The sequence below is a fragment of the Anaeromyxobacter soli genome (genome assembly GCF_022808855.1).
Classification (GTDB): Bacteria; Myxococcota; Myxococcia; order Myxococcales; family Anaeromyxobacteraceae; genus Anaeromyxobacter; species Anaeromyxobacter soli.
The window spans coordinates 67,167-83,379 of the sequence record NZ_JAKZLF010000024.1; the positions used below are offsets into that span (position 1 = coordinate 67,167).

Annotated in this window: 14 protein-coding genes; 9 read left to right on the top strand and 5 right to left on the bottom strand. The window is 74.2% G+C overall.

Going from position 1 to position 16,213, the window contains the following annotated elements; genetic code table 11:
- The 3 genes from argJ to MLV88_RS16285 all read left to right on the top strand — a co-directional run bounded on the left by argJ (position 1) and on the right by MLV88_RS16285 (position 5,497).
- On the top strand, positions 1-2,100 hold the full coding sequence (gene argJ / locus MLV88_RS16275; RefSeq protein ID WP_242340285.1) for a bifunctional glutamate N-acetyltransferase/amino-acid acetyltransferase ArgJ: 2,100 nt from the start codon (positions 1-3) through the stop codon (positions 2,098-2,100).
- Complete coding sequence (locus MLV88_RS16280; RefSeq protein WP_242340286.1) at positions 2,097-2,576, top strand: arginine repressor; 480 nt, start codon at positions 2,097-2,099, stop codon at positions 2,574-2,576. The genes argJ and MLV88_RS16280 overlap by 4 nt, the downstream gene beginning before the upstream one ends.
- A gap of 266 nt (positions 2,577-2,842) precedes the next feature.
- The gene (locus MLV88_RS16285; protein ID WP_242340287.1) at positions 2,843-5,497 is read left to right on the top strand and encodes an ATP-dependent Clp protease ATP-binding subunit; all 2,655 of its coding nucleotides are present in this window, start codon (positions 2,843-2,845) and stop codon (positions 5,495-5,497) included.
- Here MLV88_RS16285 and MLV88_RS16290 read toward each other — a convergent pair.
- Positions 5,494-6,711, bottom strand: a complete 1,218-nt coding sequence (locus MLV88_RS16290) for a protoporphyrinogen/coproporphyrinogen oxidase (protein WP_242340288.1) — start codon at positions 6,709-6,711, stop codon at positions 5,494-5,496. The genes MLV88_RS16285 and MLV88_RS16290 overlap by 4 nt on opposite strands.
- A 177-nt stretch (positions 6,712-6,888) precedes the next feature.
- On the opposite strand from MLV88_RS16290, the gene MLV88_RS16295 reads away from it, so the two are divergent.
- A complete protein-coding gene (locus tag MLV88_RS16295; RefSeq protein WP_242340289.1) occupies positions 6,889-7,770 on the top strand; it encodes an NAD(P)-dependent oxidoreductase in 882 nt (293 codons plus the stop codon).
- Positions 7,771-7,819: 49 nt separating this feature from the next.
- Here the strand turns inward: MLV88_RS16295 and MLV88_RS16300 are convergent, their stop codons facing one another.
- The 3 genes from MLV88_RS16300 to MLV88_RS16310 form a co-directional block, all read right to left on the bottom strand.
- Positions 7,820-8,185: a response regulator gene (locus MLV88_RS16300; RefSeq protein ID WP_242340290.1), complete on the bottom strand. Its 366-nt coding sequence runs from the start codon at positions 8,183-8,185 to the stop codon at positions 7,820-7,822.
- A 120-nt stretch (positions 8,186-8,305) separates the two neighbouring features.
- On the bottom strand, positions 8,306-9,394 hold the full coding sequence (locus MLV88_RS16305; protein WP_242353063.1) for a helix-turn-helix transcriptional regulator: 1,089 nt from the start codon (positions 9,392-9,394) through the stop codon (positions 8,306-8,308).
- Positions 9,391-10,398, bottom strand: a complete 1,008-nt coding sequence (locus MLV88_RS16310) for a helix-turn-helix transcriptional regulator (protein ID WP_242334517.1) — start codon at positions 10,396-10,398, stop codon at positions 9,391-9,393. The genes MLV88_RS16305 and MLV88_RS16310 overlap by 4 nt, the downstream gene beginning before the upstream one ends.
- Positions 10,399-10,479: 81 nt before the next feature.
- Here MLV88_RS16310 and MLV88_RS16315 point away from each other — a divergent pair, with 81 nt between their 5' ends.
- A complete protein-coding gene (locus MLV88_RS16315; protein ID WP_242353061.1) occupies positions 10,480-11,145 on the top strand; it encodes a DUF1054 family protein in 666 nt (221 codons plus the stop codon).
- 28 nt (positions 11,146-11,173) lie between these two features.
- On the opposite strand, the gene MLV88_RS16320 is transcribed toward MLV88_RS16315, so the two are convergent.
- Entirely contained in the window at positions 11,174-12,001 is an 828-nt protein-coding gene (locus MLV88_RS16320; RefSeq protein ID WP_242334523.1) for a coiled-coil domain-containing protein, read from the bottom strand.
- A 165-nt stretch (positions 12,002-12,166) separates the two neighbouring features.
- Between MLV88_RS16320 and MLV88_RS16325 the strand changes: the two genes are divergently transcribed.
- The 4 genes from MLV88_RS16325 (at position 12,167) to MLV88_RS16340 (ending at position 16,090) form a co-directional block, all read left to right on the top strand.
- Positions 12,167-13,720 (top strand): sensor histidine kinase, encoded by a 1,554-nt coding sequence (locus MLV88_RS16325; protein ID WP_242334525.1) that lies wholly within the window; start codon positions 12,167-12,169, stop codon positions 13,718-13,720.
- A complete protein-coding gene (locus tag MLV88_RS16330) occupies positions 13,717-15,138 on the top strand; it encodes a M16 family metallopeptidase (protein ID WP_242334528.1) in 1,422 nt (473 codons plus the stop codon). The genes MLV88_RS16325 and MLV88_RS16330 overlap by 4 nt, the downstream gene beginning before the upstream one ends.
- 136 nt (positions 15,139-15,274) lie before the next feature.
- Positions 15,275-15,733: a bacteriohemerythrin gene (locus tag MLV88_RS16335; protein ID WP_242353059.1), complete on the top strand. Its 459-nt coding sequence runs from the start codon at positions 15,275-15,277 to the stop codon at positions 15,731-15,733.
- Positions 15,734-15,778: 45 nt separating this feature from the next.
- Positions 15,779-16,090, top strand: a complete 312-nt coding sequence (locus MLV88_RS16340) for a hypothetical protein (protein ID WP_242334534.1) — start codon at positions 15,779-15,781, stop codon at positions 16,088-16,090.
- The last annotated feature ends 123 nt before the right edge of the window (positions 16,091-16,213 follow it).

Genomic DNA, 16,213 nt, shown 5'->3' on the forward strand with positions numbered 1-16,213 from the left:
GTGAGGATCCCGAAGGGCTTCCGGTTCGGCGGCGTCGCCTGCGGGCTCAAGCCCCAGCGGCGCGATCTCGCCCTCGTGGTGTCGGATCACCCCGCCGCCGCGGCCGGCGTCTTCACCATCAACAAGGCCGCCGCCGCGCCGATCCAGGACGCGCGCCCGCGCGTCCCCGCCGAGGGGATGCGCGCCATCGTGGCGAACTCCGGGAACGCGAACGCGCTCACCGGGCCCGCGGGCCTCGACGACGTGGCCGTGATCCGGAGCGCCGTCGCCGACGCGCTCGGGGTGCAGAAGCGCGCGGTGCTCACCGCCTCCACCGGCGTCATCGGCGCGCGGCTCCCGGCGATGAAGATCGTGACCGCCCTGCCCGCCCTCGTGGATCAGCTCGGCGATCACCCCGACCTCGCCGCCGAGGCGATCATGACCACCGACACGCGCCCGAAGATGGCGGCGCGCGAGGTCACGCTCGGCGGGAAGACCGCGGTCGTGTCGGCCATCTGCAAGGGCTCGGGCATGCTCGCGCCGCAGCTCGCCACGACGATGTGCCTCGTCACGACCGACGCCGCCGTGACGCCCAGGGCGCTGCAGGACGCGCTCTCCCGCGCGGTCCAGAAGACCCTCAACATGGTCACCGTGGACGGCGAGATGTCCACGAACGACTGCGTCATCGCGCTCGCGAACGGGCTCGCCGGGAACCCCCGCATCTCCGAGCCGGGTCCCGACCTCGCGGTGCTCGAGACCGCGCTCGGCGACCTCCTCGGCGAGATGGGCCGCGCCATGGCCGCCGACGGCGAGGGCGCGACGAAGCTCGTCGAGGTGGTGGTCTCGGGGGCGCCCGGCGACGAGGCGGCCCGCGACTGCGCCCGCTCGATCGCGTCGTCGCCGCTCGTGAAGGCGGCGCTCTTCGGCGCCGATCCGAACTGGGGGCGCATCCTCTCGACCGTCGGCGCCCGCGCCGGCGCCGCGGGCTACCCGATCGATCCCTTCAAGGCGCGCGTGTCCTTGCAGGGCATCGCGGTGTTCGGCGGCGGAGCGCCCATCGAGTTCGACCGGGAGAACCTCCGCACGCGCATGCGCGAGAGCCGGATCGACGTGCTCGTCGAGCTCGCCGACGGCGAGGCGCGCGCGACCGCCTGGGGCTGCGATCTCTCCTACGACTACGTGAAGATCAACGCGGACTACACCTCCCTCATCGTCCAGAAGCCGGACGGCGGGATCGCCAAGGACGACCGCGTCTCGAACTACAGCCCTGCCTTCAAGCGGGCGCTCCTCGCCGAGGCGCTCAAGTACATCTCCGCCTTCTCCGGCCAGATCGCCGTCATCAAGTACGGCGGCGCGGCGATGGTGAAGGACAGCCTCAAGGAGGCGTTCGCCGAGGACGTGTCCCTCCTCAAGAAGGTGGGCCTGAAGCCGGTGGTGGTCCACGGCGGCGCGCCCGAGATCACGAAGACCCTCGAGAAGCTCGGCGAGCGCAGCGAGTTCGTGGACGGCATGCGCGTGACCGACGCCCAGAGCCTGCCCGTCGTGGAGATGGTCCTCACCGGCAAGGTGAACCAGGAGCTCGTGGCGCTCCTCAACGCGCGGAACGCCGGCGCGGTCGGCCTGTCGGGGAAGGACGGGCGGCTCCTGCGCGCCAAGAAGGCGACGCACGAGTCCGGCCGCGACCTCGGGCACGTCGGCGAGGTGGTGGAGGTGAACCGGGAGTTCCTCCGCATGCTCCTCGACGGCGGCTACGTCCCGGTGATCTCGCCCATCGGCCTCTCCGACGAGGGCGGCAGCCTGTCCATCAACGCCGACGAGGTCGCCGCCGCGGTCGCGGTGGCGCTCGGGGCGAAGAAGCTCATCTACCTCACCGACGTCCCCGGCATCCTCGAGTCCAGCCCGGACGGCGCGCTCGTGCGCCAGCTCGACACCCGCGATCTCGCGCGCCGGGTGCAGGCCGGCGCCGTGACCGGGGGCATGAAGTGGAAGGCCCAGTCGATCCTCGCCGCGCTCGCGGGCGGCGTGGAGCGCGTCCACGTGCTGGACGGGCGCCAGCCGCACACCGTCATCGCCGAGCTCTTCACCGACCGCGGGGTGGGCTCGCTCGTGACCTCCACATGAACAGCCAGCGCCGCCGCCGCGACGCCGTCGTCCGCCTGCTCCGCGGGCGCCAGATCGGCACCCAGGACGAGCTGCTCGACGCGCTGCGCGCGGGGGGGATCGAGGCGACGCAGGCGACGCTGTCGCGCGACCTCGCGCAGCTCGGCGCCCGCCGCGTGTCGCGCCCGGAGGGGGGCACCGTCTACGAGCTCCCCGACGGCGCCGGCGGCTCGGACGGCCTCGCGACGCTGCGCGGCCTCGTCTCCGAGGTGACCTCGAACGCCTCGCTCGTGGTCATCCGCACCCACCCCGGCAGCGCCCCCGCGATCGCCCGCGCGATCGACCTCGCCGAGCTGCCGGAGGTGCTCGGCACCATCGCCGGCGACGACACCATCTTCGTCGCGCCGGCCGGGGAGCTCCGGCCGCGGCGCCTCGCCGCCCGGCTCGGCGAGCTGCTCGGCGCACCCGTCTCGAACGGCGGCGGCGCGACCGCGTAACGGGGGCTGCGCCCCCGCCCCGCCGACGGCTGGCCGCCGTCGTCGGGGCCCCACCCCTGCTCGCCGGGTCCCGTGCGCCGCCGCGAGCGGCTTCGCCGCTTCCGCGGCGTCGCCCCGGCGGGCTCGCTACGCTCGCCTGTTCGCGACTCGCGTCTAAGGTCGGGCGCTCGCGCCCGCGCGGCGCACGGCCCTCCCCCCGCTCCCCCGATTCTCCCCGCCTCGCCGCGGGCGCGCGGAGCCTACGTTTGCGTCGGAGGGATTCCGACGTGGCGACCCTACTCTGCGAGAACTGCGGCGTGCGACCTGCGGCGATCGAGCTGCGCCGGCGGATGAACGGCGGCGGAGAGGCCGCGGTGCGGCTCTGCCACCACTGCGCGAGCGCGATGGCGGGCGGGGGCCGGCTCGGCTCCCTGGAGAGCCTGATGGAAGGGCTGTTCGGGCCCCGCCTGCGCGGGCGAGAAGGCATGCTCGGGCGCCTGTCGGAGATGGCGCAGCGGGTGCTGCAGCGCTCGGCCCAGGAGGCGCTCGCCTGGGGCCAGCCGCGGGTCGGCGTGGACTTCCTCCTGCTCGCGCTCCTGCACGAGGTCCCCGAGCTGCGCGAGGCGCTCGGCGCCTCCGGCGTGGCGGTGGAGGAGTACGAGGCGCGGCTCGAGCAGGCGATCCCGCGCGGCGCGCCGATCGAGGCGGAGCAGGTGGGGCTCTCGTCCGGCATGAAGCGCGTCCTGCAGGTCGCGCGGATGCAGGCGGCGCAGCGCGGCCAGGACTTCATCGGCCCCGAGCACCTCCTCGCGGCCATCGTCGTCGACGGCGAGAGCTTCGCGGCGCAGTTCCTCCGCGACGTGGACCCGCGCGCGCTCGAGGCGCGGCTCCAGGGCGGCGCGCCCGAGGCGTCGGGCGGGGCGGCGCCGCCGCGCCGCACCGATCTGCCGCCGAACCTCGCCCGCTTCTCGCGCGATCTCTCCGCGCTCGCGAGGGCCGGCGAGCTCGACCCGGTGATCGGGCGCGAGGCGGAGGTGGAGCGGGTCATCCGCATCCTCTCCCGCAAGACGAAGAACAACCCCGTGCTGGTGGGCGAGCCCGGCGTCGGCAAGACCGCCATCGCCGAGGGGCTCGCCCAGCGCATCTCCGCGGGCGACGTGCCCGAGGTGCTGCGCGACAAGCGCGTCCTCGCGCTCGATCTCGGCGGGATGCTCGCCGGCACGCGCTTCCGGGGCGACTTCGAGCAGCGGCTCACCGGCCTCATGGACGAGGTCCGCAAGCTCAAGGGGAAGATCATCCTCTTCATCGACGAGATCCACACCGTGGTCGGCGCGGGCGGCGCCGAGGGCGCGATGGACGCGTCGAACCTCCTGAAGCCCGCGCTCGCCCGCGGCGAGCTGCAGGCGCTCGGCGCCACCACGCTCGACGAGTACCGCAAGCACATCGAGAAGGACGCCGCGCTCGAGCGCCGCTTCCAGCCGGTGCTCGTCTCGGAGCCGACCCCGGCGCAGACGCTCGAGATCCTCCGCGGCCTCCGCGACTCCTACGAGGCCCACCACCGCGTCAAGATCACCGACGCGGCGCTCGACGCCGCGGTGGACCTCTCGGACCGGTACGTCACGGACCGCTTCCTCCCCGACAAGGCCATCGACCTCATGGACGAGGCCGCGGCCATGGTGCGGCTCTCCGCCGCGAGCGGCCCGGACCGGCTCTCGCAGCTCGAGGGGCGCGTCGCGCAGCGCGAGAAGGACAAGGCGCAGGCCGTCGCCGCCGAGCGCTACGCCGAGGCGGCCGAGCTCAAGAAGGAGCTCGAGGGCCTCAAGGCGGAGCTCGACCGGATGCGCAAGGGCTGGCGCGAGCAGCGCTCCACGCAGGAGCCGTCGGTCGGCCCCGAGGACGTCGCGCGCGTCGTCGCGGAGTGGACCGGGATCCCCGCCGAGAAGCTGCGCATGGAGGAGATGCAGCGGCTGCTCGAGATGGAGCGCGCGCTCGAGAAGCGGGTCGTGGGCCAGGAGGAGGCGATCCGCGCCGTGTCCGAGGCGGTCCGCCGGGCGCGCACCGGCCTCAAGGACCCCAACCGTCCCATCGGGACGTTCCTCTTCCTCGGCCCCACGGGCGTGGGGAAGACCGAGACCGCCCGCGCCCTCGCCGAGTACCTCTTCAACGACGAGGGGGCGATGATCCGCTTCGACATGTCGGAGTTCCAGGAGCGGCACACCGTCTCCCGGCTCGTCGGCGCGCCCCCGGGCTACGTCGGGTACGAGGAGGCGGGCAAGCTCACCGAGGCCGTGCGGCGGCGCCCGTACTCGGTCCTGCTCTTCGACGAGATCGAGAAGGCGCACCCGGACGTCTTCAACGTGCTCCTCCAGCTCATGGACGACGGGCGGCTCACCGACGCCAAGGGGCGCACGGTGAGCTTCAAGAACACCATCGTGGTGCTCACCTCGAACGTCGGCGCCGACGCGCTCGCCTACCGCACGACCGTCGGGTTCTTGCGGAGCGACGACGAGTCGGCGCGCGCCATGCGCGATCAGGCGATGGAGGCGCTCAAGACCGCGTTCCGGCCGGAGTTCCTGAACCGCATCGACGAGATCGTCGTGTTCCACCCGCTCACGCGCGAGCAGATGGGCGGCATCGTCGAGCGGCTCCTCGAGGTCACGCGCCGCAAGCTCCACGGCCAGGGCATCTCGCTCGAGGTGACGCCCGCCGCGATCGACGGCCTCGTCGAGCGCGGGTTCGAGCCGCGCTTCGGCGCGCGCCCGCTCCGGCGCGCCATCCAGCGCGAGCTCGAGACGCCCATCTCGCGGATGATGCTCCGCGGCGAGGTGACGGAGGGCGCGCGCGTGCGGGTGGACTTCGCGGACGGCGCCTTCCGCTTCGAGCCGGCGCCGCGGGCGCCCGCCGCCGCGGAGCCGGCGGGCCCGCCCGGACCGCCGCCCTAAGGCGAGCTCCCCACCCGCGCCCACTCCGCGTTGGAGCGGAGCACGCAGTCCTCGATGGCGAGGCCGGCGAAGTAGTTGCCGGTCACGGCGAGCCGCTGCCCGGCGAGGCCACGGTCGATCTCCGCCACGATCTCGGGGTGGCCGAGCGCGGGAGCCGGCAGGACGATCCGCTGCTCCACGACGTCCGGGAGCTCCGCCACCGGGACGCGCAGCACCGCGGAGATCCGCTCGAGCCGCTCGTCGCGCGAGAGGCCGGGCTTGAAGTGGAAGGCGAAGCCGCGGAAGCGGGGATCCGGGAACGGGTCGCGCGTCACGCAGGAGTGGAACACGTCGTCCACGGGGACGAGGAACGCGCACTCCGGCATCCAGCACCGCTCGCGCGGCAGCGCGACGCCCACGCTCTCGACGGCCACCGTCCGGACGCGCTCGATCGCGCCCGCGAGGGCGGGGAAGTCGTCGCGGAGGAGGCTGGGCGCCTGGTCGACCGGAGCGGCCACCGCCGCGATCGGCGCCTCCCAGGTGCGGCCGTCCGCGGCCGTCACGACGAAGCCTCCGCCGGCGCGGGCGACCCGGGTCGCGCGGACGCCCTTCTCGACGGTGATCCCCGGCGCGGCGGCCGCCGCGTCGCACACCGACTGCAGGCCGCCCTCGAGGCCGAAGCTCCGCACGAACTCCGGCCGGCGCGGCCGCTTCTTGAACAGCGACCCCGCCCCCTCCACCGGGAACCCATCGGCCTTCTGCGAGGGGACGGCCGCGAAGAACGGGGAGAAGAGCCGCGCGTAGTTTCCGGGCCCGAGGAGCTTCGAGTAGTACGACCCGATCGTCTCCCCGTCCTTCTTGCGCAGGAAGTTCAGGGGGAAGTGGACGGCCGCCTCGAGCCAGTTCAGCTGGAGCAGGATCTTGGGCGGCGTGAGCCAGCGGTACTCGCCGTTCCGGAGCAGCCCGAATCGCCCCCGCGCCGGCCCGCGCTCCTTCACCTTGCCCGTCATGCCCGTGCCGACCACGATGTCGAGCAGCGCGCCGTAGCTGTTGTAGGCGGTGTGCGCGCCCATCTCGAACCAGTAGCCGTCCGGCCGCCGGTGCGAGTGGAGGCAGCCGCCCACACGCGCCTCGCGCTCGAGCACGAGCACCTTGCGGCCCGCCTGGGCCGCCTTCCACGCGAGCCCGAGCCCGCTCACACCCCCACCCACCACGATGACGTCCGCCGTCGCCATGCGCCTTGGAGCTCCCTAACCTCGGGTGAACACTGCCGGCGCGGGGGCCGGCGAGCGGGAGGAGCGTCGCAGAGAATGCCGCGCCGCGCCAGAGGCGGGTTCGCCGCACCCGCGGCTGACGCCCACGCCGCTTCCGTGACGTTGGCCGGGTCCGCCGCGTCGGGTTACAAGGCCAACATGCGACTCCGCATCGGTTTCCTGGGGCTCGGGACCATGGGAGAGCCCATCGCAAACAACCTCCGGAAGGCCGGCCACGACCTGACGGTCTGGAACCGGACTCCCTCGAAGGCCGGCCACATCGTCTCGAAGGGCGGCAAGCTCGCGGGGTCGCCGCGCGAGTGCGCGACGGGCCGGGACCTCGTCGTCTGCTGCCTCACGGACGAGCGCGCGCTCGACGCGGTGCTCGAGGGACCGGACGGCGTCCTGGCGGCGCTGCGCGAGGGGGACGTGCTCGTGGACATGAGCACCGCCGGCGTCCAGGCGGCGCGCTCGGTCGGCGAGCGGGTGAGCGCGCGAGGCGCCCGGTTCGTCGCGTGCCCGGTGCTGGGATCGCGGACGGCGGCCGAGCAGGCCCAGCTCGTCCTCGTGGTCGGCGGCCCGGCGATCGCGCGCGAACGCGCCCGGCCTGCGCTGCACGCGGTGTCGGCCCGCCTGTTCGAGGTCGACGAGGCCGCCCAGGCGGCGCTCCTCAAGCTCTGCGTGAACGCCATCGGCGGCGCCATGATCACGGCCTTCGGCGAGGCGCTCGCGCTCGCGCAGGCGGGCGGCATCGCCGTCCCCAAGCTCGTGGAGGTGCTCCAGGCCTCGTCGTTCCACTCGCCCCTCTACCTCATGAAGGGGGAGCTCGTGGAGCGCAGGGACTTCGCGCCGCGGTTCTCCATCGCCCTCGCCGAGAAGGATCAGCGGCTCGCGCAGGAGGCCGCCGCCGACCTCGGCGCGAAGGTCCCGCTCAACGAGACCGTGCGCCGCCTCCTCGCCGCCGCCGCGGAGAGCGGCCGAGGCGACAAGGACGTCGCGGCGATGGCGCAGCTGTTCTTCGAGTGGGTGGAGAAGAAGTAGCGGGGCGACGCGCGCGCCCGCGCAGGCCGAAAACGGTTTCTCTGGCGCGCTAGGCCAAGGCCTCGCCGACCACCCTCACCAGATCGTCCAGGTGGAACGGCTTCTTCACGTAGCCGACCGGCCGGCCGATCCGCTCGACCTCGCGCGCGACCTCGTCCGGGGGGGTCGCCGACACGAAGAGGATCTTCGGGCAGCGCTCGCCGAGCGCCTCGCGAAGCGCGAGGAACAGCTCCGCGCCGTCCATGCCCGGCATGCGGAAGTCCACGAGGGCCAGATCCGGCGGCTCCAGCCGGGCGAGGGCGAGCGCCTCGGCGGCGTTGGAGGTGGACACGGCGGCGTGTCCCATCCGCCGCACGGCGAGCTCCAGCGCACGCCGGACGATGTCGGTGTCGTCGACGATCAGGACCCGGGCCAAGGCACCTCCGCGAGATTGCGGCGGCCCGGGATGCGGTTCGCGTGCCGCCGCCAAGTCCCGTTTTATCGGGTGGCGGGAGGTGGTCCTGGGGAACCCAGGGTGTGCGCGCCCGAGCGCTCCTCACCCGTAGCGGGCGAGGGTCCGCCGCACCGCGTCCACGAAGTGCCGGCGCGCCGAGGCCGGCGCGATCACCTCGGCGTCGCCGCCGAGGGAGAGCGCGTACCGGGTGGCGTACTCGTCGCTCGCCCCGGCGAGCTCGACGACCGCCCCGCCCTTCTCCGTGCGCTTCACGAGCCGCACCCCGGGCCGGGCGAGCGCCCAGGCCGCGGCGAGGGGCCCGAGCTTTATCTGCGCGGGCTCTCCCTGCGCCTCCGAGAAGAGCCGCGCGAGCACGAGCTCCGCCTCGCTCGGCGGATCGAAGCGCTCGTCCGTGACGGCGCACTCCCGGATCCGGTCGAGGCGGAACGCGAGCGCCTTCCCGCGCTCGGAGTCGTGGCCGTAGAGGTACCAGTGGCCGAACCGCTGGGCGAGCGTGTAGGGCCGGACGACGCGCTCGGTCTCCGCGTCGCGCGAGGCGGAGTGGTAGGCGAGCCGCACCGCGCGGCGCTCGGCGATGGCGCGCTGGAGCCGGCCGAGCACCGAGTCGCGCGCGGGCGGCGCGCCGGCGTAGATGCGGCCGACGAGCTCGTCGAAGCTCGCGCGGCGGTCGCGCGGCACCGACTCGCGGAGCGCCTTCACGGCGCGCTCCCGGCCCTCGCCGCCGAGCCCCTGCGCAGCGGCGGCGAGCGCGGCCGCCTCGCTCTCGGTGAAGCGCGGCGGGCGGGAGAAGCTCTGGTGCAGCGCGACGTAGACGCGGTCCCCCTCGACGTACAGGTCGAGGAAGTCGTCGGGCGCGAACGGCGGCGAGCCGACCTCGAGGAGGAAGTCGAGATCCGCGAGCAGCTCCCGCTCGGTGCAGGCGCAGCGGCGCGCGAGCTCCTTCACCGGGATGCCCGGGTGGCGCACCGCGTACGGCACGAGGAACAGGACGCGCCGGAGCCGGTCGCGGGGGTCGGGCCGCGGCGCGGCGGCGGCGGCCTTGCGGGCGGCGGCCTTCGGGGCCGGGGCCTGGGCCGGCTTCGGCGCGGCGGACCTCGGCGCCGCGCGCCGCGCCGGAGCGCGGGACGCCGGGGCCGCGGGCGACGCCTTGCGTCCCTTCGCCGCGCTCACGCGAGCCCCCGCTCGAGGCCGGCGAGCACCGTGCGCGCCTTCTCGCGCAGGGCCTTCGGCTGGAGGAGCTCCGCGCGATCGCCGAGCGCGAGCACGTGCCGCAAGAGCCCCTCCTCGTTCGTGGCGTCCACCTCGACGAGCGTCGCGCCGCCGTCCTCCGCGAGCCTCGCGCGCGGGCCGAACGAGGCGATCACCTCGGCGGGCACGGGCGGCTCGAGCCGGATCCGGCAGCGGACCGCGCCGTGGACGTCGTACTCCCAGATCTCGCGGGTCGCGAAGTCGGCGAGCGAGAAGTCCTTGCGCGTCGCGAAGTCCGGCGTGCGGGGCGCCGACGGGTTCATGGCGAGCGAGACGATGCGCTTGAGGTGGAACGTGCGGATCGCCTGGCGCAGGTGGCAGAAGCCCGCGAGGAACCAGGCGCCGCCGCGCTGGAAGAGACCGTACGGATCGACGTCGCGCTCGGTCGTCTGGCGCCGCTCCGCGCCGAGGTACACGACGTGGACGCGCTTCTTGTGCGCGACCGCGCGCGAGAGCTCCTCCACGCGCGCGCCGACGTCCACGCCGTCGCCCTCCTCGGGCGCGGAGAGCTGGCGCGTCGCGAGCGCCGCGGCCTCGGAGGCGCCCGGCGCCCGCGCCGCGAAGGAGAGCTTGTTGAGCGCGTGGGCGAGGTCGCGGGAGTAGGGGAACGTGCCGCTCGCGAGCGCCGCCGAGCCGGCGAGGTAGAGGAGGGCGAGGTCCTCCGGCGGGAGCCGCAGGTCGGGCAGGTAGAACTCGTCCCGCTCGATGAGGTAGCCGGCGGGGAGGTCCTCGTCCCCCGCCGCGTAGCGCACGGGGATCCCGAGCTCGAGCAGGTCCGCCTTGTCCCGCTCGAACTTGCGGATCGCGGCCTCGCCCTTCCCGCCGTAGTCCTCGGGGAACTGCTCCTGGATCTCGCGCCAGGAGACGGGCTCGGCGGCCTTGAGCAGGAGCGCCGCGAGGTCGAGGAGCCGCTGGTCCTTCTGCATCGGAGGGGTGAACCTAGGCCCACGCCGCCCGGGCCGTCAACGTGTGTTAGGATCGCCCGCCCAATTGCGCTGGGGGCGCTCATGGCAGGCCTCGGCCTCGGTCCACCCGACTTCGGGATGTTCGAGATCGACGATCCCGACGCGCGGTCCGCCGCGCTCACGGGAAAGCTTCAGCCGAAGCTCGTCGAGCTCGGGAACCACTGCCTCTCCGGCCTGTCCCGCGTCGCCGGCCGGGAGCTCTTCGTCCACGCCGGCAAGATCGTCCACCGCCGGGGCGTCGCCCCCGACGAGGCGCTCGTCACGTTCTGCGAGAGCCCGAAGGGCTACCGCGGGATCCCCTACCTCGCGGTGGTCGCGACGCGCGAGCACCTGCACGCGCGCGTGGGCGTGAAGGGGGACTCCCCGTCGCGCGCCGCGCTGCAGGCCGCCCTCGCGCGCGAGGCGCCGAACCTCGCGCGGAAGGGCAAGCCGTTCCGCAAGCTCCGCAGCTTCCGGGACTGGAACTACGAGGAGCTCCCCGAGCTCGCGCCCGCGCACACCGCGGCCTTCTGGCTGGAGCTCGCGGAGGACCTCGCCCCCGGCGCGGTGGGGCTCGACGTCGGGATCGCGTGGACGAGCGAGGAGGCGCGGAGCCTGTCGCTCGGCGATCTCCTCGGCGTGTTCCGCGACCTCGCGCCCGTGTTCAAGCTGCTCGCGAACGCGAGCGTGAGCAGCCCGATCACCGGCGGTGAGGCGCAGCCCGCCTGAGCAGGCCTGCGCGTTCCCGGGCCCGCCGCTACGCGGCGGTTCCGCCGGCGGGCTCGCTCCCCTCGCCCTTCCCCTTGGCGCTCTCGGCGAGGCGGCGCTCCTCCCGCGCGGCCTGCCGCACCGCCTCGACGAGCTCGTCGTGCTCCTTGCGGAGCGTGTCGTGGCGGCGGCGCAGCTCGGTGTAGCGGTCGGCCGCGAGCTCGAGCTCGCCCTTCTGCACCATGTAGACCCGCTTCTCGGTCTCGAGCCGCCCGCGGATGGCCTTGAGATCTCGCTCCAGCTCGGCGACCCGCTTGCGCGCCTCCGCGAGCTTCGACTCGGCCTTGTCGGCGCGATCCTTCTCGGCGGCGAGGCGGCCGTCGTCCACGGCGGGAGCCGCGGCGGGCACCGCGACCGGGGCCGGCGCGGGGGTCGGGGCGCGAGGCGCCTCGACCGGGCGGCTCCGCGCGCGCTCGAGCTGGGCCGCAGCCTTCTGCAGCTCGCCCTCCACCGCGCGGGCCCGCTCCGCCTGGTGCGCCGCCTCGGCGCGCGCCTCCGCGAGCCGCGCCCCGAGCTTGTCGATCTCCTCGCGCAGCGCCGGCGCGCCGCCCGCGCGCCGCGCGGCCTCCGCCTGCTCGAAGGCCTTCTTCTTCGCGCGCTCGAGATCGCCCCGCAGCGCCGAGGCCTCCTCGCGCGTCTTCTTCGCCTCCGCGCGCGCGTCCTGGGCCGCCTTGCGCGCCGCCTCGGCGTCCGCCTCGAGCTTCGCGCGGTCGCCGGTGCGCGCGGCGAGCTCGGCGCGCGCACCGCGGGCAGAGAGGAAGAAGGCGACGGCTGCGAGGACGCCGACGAGGGCGAGGAAGGCGAAGAGTCCGGTCATGGCGGATGTGCTCCGGTGGAGGACCACCGTAACTAACAGACCTTCCAGCCTCTTGGAAGGAACGCGGCGGGCGTGCGCTCGGCCGCCGCGCTCCGCTCCGCGGGAGGTTAGGAACGATTCGGCGGGGCCGCGCCTTTCGGACGCGCTAGGATCCCCGCCCCTCGAATGCGCCGCGTCGCCACCCGCATCTTCCTCACCTTCGCCGTGGCCCTCGCCGCCTTCGGCGCCGTCGCCGCGTTCGCCATCGTCCGGCTGCACGACGCCCGCCGCGACCTCCGCCTCCTCTCGACGGGCTACCAGCCGCTCACCCGCATCGCGGCGCAGCTCGAGACGAAGGACTGGGTCGCGGCCCGGGCGCTGGAGGCGCGGGCCCTCGATCGCGCCGCGCGCCAGGCGTACCTCCCGGTGGCGCGCGCGCACTTCCCGGCCCTCGTCCGGGAGAAGATCGAGGAGGCGAACCGCGTCATCGCCGACGCCCGGCTCCTCGCCCGCGACGAGGACGCGCGCTTCCTCGACGACGTGCAGGGGCGGCTCGCCGCGCTCGGCACCCGCTGGTCGGAGTACGACGCCAAGGCGCGCGCGCTCTTCGACGCGCTCGAGGCCGGCGAGGGGCAGGATCCGCGGACGGCCGCCGCCTTCGAGGCGCACGCGCAGGAGGTCCGCCAGCTCGAGAAGGGGCTCTCGCTCGACGTGAAGCTCCTCCAGGTCGCGCTGGAGAGCCAGACCGCCGATCGTGTCCGGGCGGCCGAGCGGGCGGAGGGCCGGACGGTGGCGCTCATCGTCCTCTACTCGCTCGGCGCGCTCGCGATCGGCGTGGGCGCCGCCCTGCTCTCGCAGCGGCTCCTCGCGCCCATCCAGACGCTCACCGAGGGGGTGAAGGCCGTCGCCGCGGGCGATCTCACGCGCATGGTCGACGTGAGGAGCGACGACGAGATCGGCCTGCTCGCCGGCGAGTTCAACGCCATGGCGGCCTCGCTCGGGCGGCAGCGCGACGAGCTCCGGCGGGCGGAGCGGCTCGCCGCGGTCGGCCGCATCTCCGCCCAGATCACGCACGAGATCCGCAACCCGCTGAACGCGATCGGCCTCAACGCCGAGCTCCTCGCCGAGGAGCTCGCGGAGCTGTCCGCTCCCCGCGAGGCGACGCAGCTCGTGGCGGCCATCTCGCGCGAGGTCGATCGCCTGAACGGCGTGGCCGAGGAGTACCTGCGGTTCGCGCGGCTGCCGAAGCCTGCGCTCGAGCGCCAGGACCTGAACGAGCTCCTCGCTGGCCTGCTCGACTTCCTCGCCCCGGAGCTCGCGGCCGCCCGGATCGAGCTCCATCGCGAGCTCGAGCCGGGGCTGCCCACCGTGCAGGCGGACGAGGGCCAGCTCCGCGCCGTGTTCCTCAACCTGCTCCGCAACAGCCGGGAGGCCATGCCCTCGGGCGGGATCGTGACGGTGCGCACCCGCCGCGCGGGGGAAGCGATCGAGGCCGAGGTCGCCGATACGGGCGGGGGGATCCCCCCAGGGGATCTGACGCGCATCTTCGAGGCCTTTTACTCGACGAAGGAGCGCGGCACCGGTCTCGGTCTCGCCTTCACCCGGCAGGTGGTAGAGGAGCACGGAGGCTCGATCCGCTGCGACAGCGCGGTCGGTCGAGGGACGACGTTCGCCGTCCGCCTGCCGGCGGCGGCGGACGAGCAGACTGCAACACCCACGGAGGTCGTGAGTACGAGATGAGGCAGCCGAGGCACGAGATCCGGCGGAAGCGCCGCAAGCTCCTTCCGCAGAAGGCCGGCGCGATGATCCGCGCCGGCGATCCCCGCCAGCGCGTCGCGGCGCGTCCGAGGCCCCCGCGCGAGAACTGGGGGGAGGTGCATCGCTCCGTGCTGTCGAACGGGCTGCGCGTGCTCACGGCGCGCGCGCCGGGCCTCCACTCGGCCATGATCGCGCTCTACGTGCGCGCCGGCTCGAGACACGAGACCGCCGCGCGGAACGGGGTCTCGCACTTCCTCGAGCACCTGTTCTTCCGAGGCTCGGTGGCCTGGCCGGACACGGTCGCGATGAACGCGGCGGTGGAGAGCGCCGGCGGGAGCCTGAACGGCATCACCGCGCGCGACCACGGCTGCTATTACACGCCCATCCACCCGGACGAGGTCGGAACCGGGCTCGCCATCCTCGGCGACCTCATCCGCCGGCCGCTCCTCAAGGAGATGGACGTCGAGCGCGAGGTGATCCTGGAGGAGATCCTCGACGAGGTGGACGCCGACGGCCGCGACATCGACCCGGACAACCTCTCGAAGCGCATCGTCTTCGGCGATCACCCGCTCGGCTACAAGATCGCGGGGACGCCGGAGATCGTGCGGCGCCTCTCGCGGCGCGACGTGCGGGCGCACCACGAGCGCTTCTACAGCGGGGCGAACCTCGTCCTGGCGGTGGCGGGTCCCGTGCGGGCGAGCGACGTGGAGGAGCTCGCCGAGGAGCACCTCGGACGCCTGCCCCGCGGCAAGGCCAGCACCGACCTCGCGCCGCCGCCCTGGCCGGGCGGGCCGCGCCTCGAGCTCGTGGACCACGACGACGCCCAGGCGGAGTTCTCGGTCTCGTTCCCCTGCCCTCCGGAGCGCCACGCCGACTACCCGGTCCACCTCTGCATCCGGCGCATCCTCGACGACGGGCTCTCCTCCCGGCTGCCGTTCGAGATCGTCGAGCGGCGCGGCCTCGCCTACTCGCTGCACGCCGGGATCGACACGTTCGCCGACGCGGGCATGACGGTCGTGGACGGCGCGTGCGCCCCGCGCAAGCTCCCGCGCGTGCTGGAGGAGGTCCTGCGGGTCCTCGGCCAGCTCGCCGAGCAGCCCATGCCGGAGGAGGAGCTGCTGCGCGTCCAGCGGCGCCACCGCATGACCCTCGCCTTCTCGCTCGACAGCGCGGCCGACCTCGCCGGCTGGTACGGCGCGGGCGAGGTGCTCTCCGCGCCCGAGAGCTTCGAGGAGCGCTGCCGCCGCGTCGAGCGCGTCACCCCCGCCGACGTGCAGCGCGTCGCGGCCGAGACGTTCCGGCGCCGGAACCTCGTCGCGGTGGTCGTCGGCCCCTCCGGCCGTCGCGACCGCGCCAGCCTGTCGCGGCTGGTCGCGACCACGACAGCCATCCCCACTTAGAGTGTGGGCGAAGGCGCGCACGCCGCTCCTCTCGGGGCGGTCGTGATGTCCGTCAACCGTGGGCGTGTCAGCGGGCTCCAGGGCTCGTACCCTCCGTCAGAGGACCGCGCGACCATGGCGCGGGAGGGGAGATTCCATGGCGCTCCGCTGGACGTCGGCCCTGTCGCTTGGCGTGGCCGAACTGGACGCGCAGCACGAGGAGCTGTTCCGCCGCTTCGACCGGCTCCTCGACGCCATGCTCCGGCGCGACCGCAGCGAGGCGACGAGCCTCATCGGCTTCCTCCAGCACTACACCCGCGATCACTTCGCCGCGGAGGAGCGGCTCATGCGCGAGGTGGCGTACCCCGACGCCGCCCTCCACGCCGCCGAGCACCTCGCCTTCGGCGCCGAGATCGACGCGCTCTCGAACCTGTTCGCGGTGGAGGGTGCGAGCGCGCGGCTCGTGCTCCGGCTGGAGCGCGAGGTGACCGGCTGGCTGCAGGATCACGTCTACTCGACCGACCATGCGCTCGCCCGCTTTCTGCTCGCGCGGGCGGCCGGGCCCACGCCCGTCACCGGGAGCCCGGCGCGCCAGCGGCGCGCCTCGGAGGCGTGATCCCGTGGCCCGCCGCCGGGACGGGTGCTAACGTCCTGGGCTCCCATGGCGGACTTCGTCACGCGCGCGGTCGAGCGACTCCGGCAGGACCCCGGCTTCAGCCGGAACCGCTACTTCCACGCGCTCTCCTCGCCCGAGGGAAAGCGGGCCCTGCGCATCCACCGCCACCTGCGCTCGCTCGAGCGGGATCTGTCGGCGGGCGCGGCCGCGACCGTGGCGCACGACGCGGAGCGGGTGCGCCTCGTCCTGCGCGGGAAGCGCTCGTCCCGCACAGCCTGGCTCACGCGCGCGGAGTTCCGGCTCCTGTGCACGAGCCCGATCGTCCGCGCCGCGCTCGGCGACCCCGACCTTCCCTAGTGTCCTGAGTCGTAAATTCGTGGACGGATGGGCGAGGGCGTGATCTACGGTCATGATGCTGACCGAGATGACGCCCGCTCCCGGTGACCCGCTGGGCCTCACGAGCGACGAACGCGAGACGCT

Excerpts from the sequence above, each read along its gene's own strand:
- MLV88_RS16280 (WP_242340286.1), top strand. The coding sequence starts at position 2,097 with ATGAACAGCCAGCGCCGCCGCCGCGACGCCGTCGTCCGCCTGCTCCGC.
- MLV88_RS16290 (WP_242340288.1), bottom strand. The coding sequence starts at position 6,711 with ATGGCGACGGCGGACGTCATCGTGGTGGGTGGGGGTGTGAGCGGGCTC.
- MLV88_RS16295 (WP_242340289.1), top strand. The coding sequence starts at position 6,889 with ATGCGACTCCGCATCGGTTTCCTGGGGCTCGGGACCATGGGAGAGCCC.
- MLV88_RS16310 (WP_242334517.1), bottom strand. The coding sequence starts at position 10,398 with ATGCAGAAGGACCAGCGGCTCCTCGACCTCGCGGCGCTCCTGCTCAAG.
- MLV88_RS16315 (WP_242353061.1), top strand. The coding sequence starts at position 10,480 with ATGGCAGGCCTCGGCCTCGGTCCACCCGACTTCGGGATGTTCGAGATC.
- MLV88_RS16320 (WP_242334523.1), bottom strand. The coding sequence starts at position 12,001 with ATGACCGGACTCTTCGCCTTCCTCGCCCTCGTCGGCGTCCTCGCAGCC.
- MLV88_RS16325 (WP_242334525.1), top strand. The coding sequence starts at position 12,167 with ATGCGCCGCGTCGCCACCCGCATCTTCCTCACCTTCGCCGTGGCCCTC.
- MLV88_RS16330 (WP_242334528.1), top strand. The coding sequence starts at position 13,717 with ATGAGGCAGCCGAGGCACGAGATCCGGCGGAAGCGCCGCAAGCTCCTT.
- MLV88_RS16335 (WP_242353059.1), top strand. The coding sequence starts at position 15,275 with ATGGCGCTCCGCTGGACGTCGGCCCTGTCGCTTGGCGTGGCCGAACTG.
- MLV88_RS16340 (WP_242334534.1), top strand. The coding sequence starts at position 15,779 with ATGGCGGACTTCGTCACGCGCGCGGTCGAGCGACTCCGGCAGGACCCC.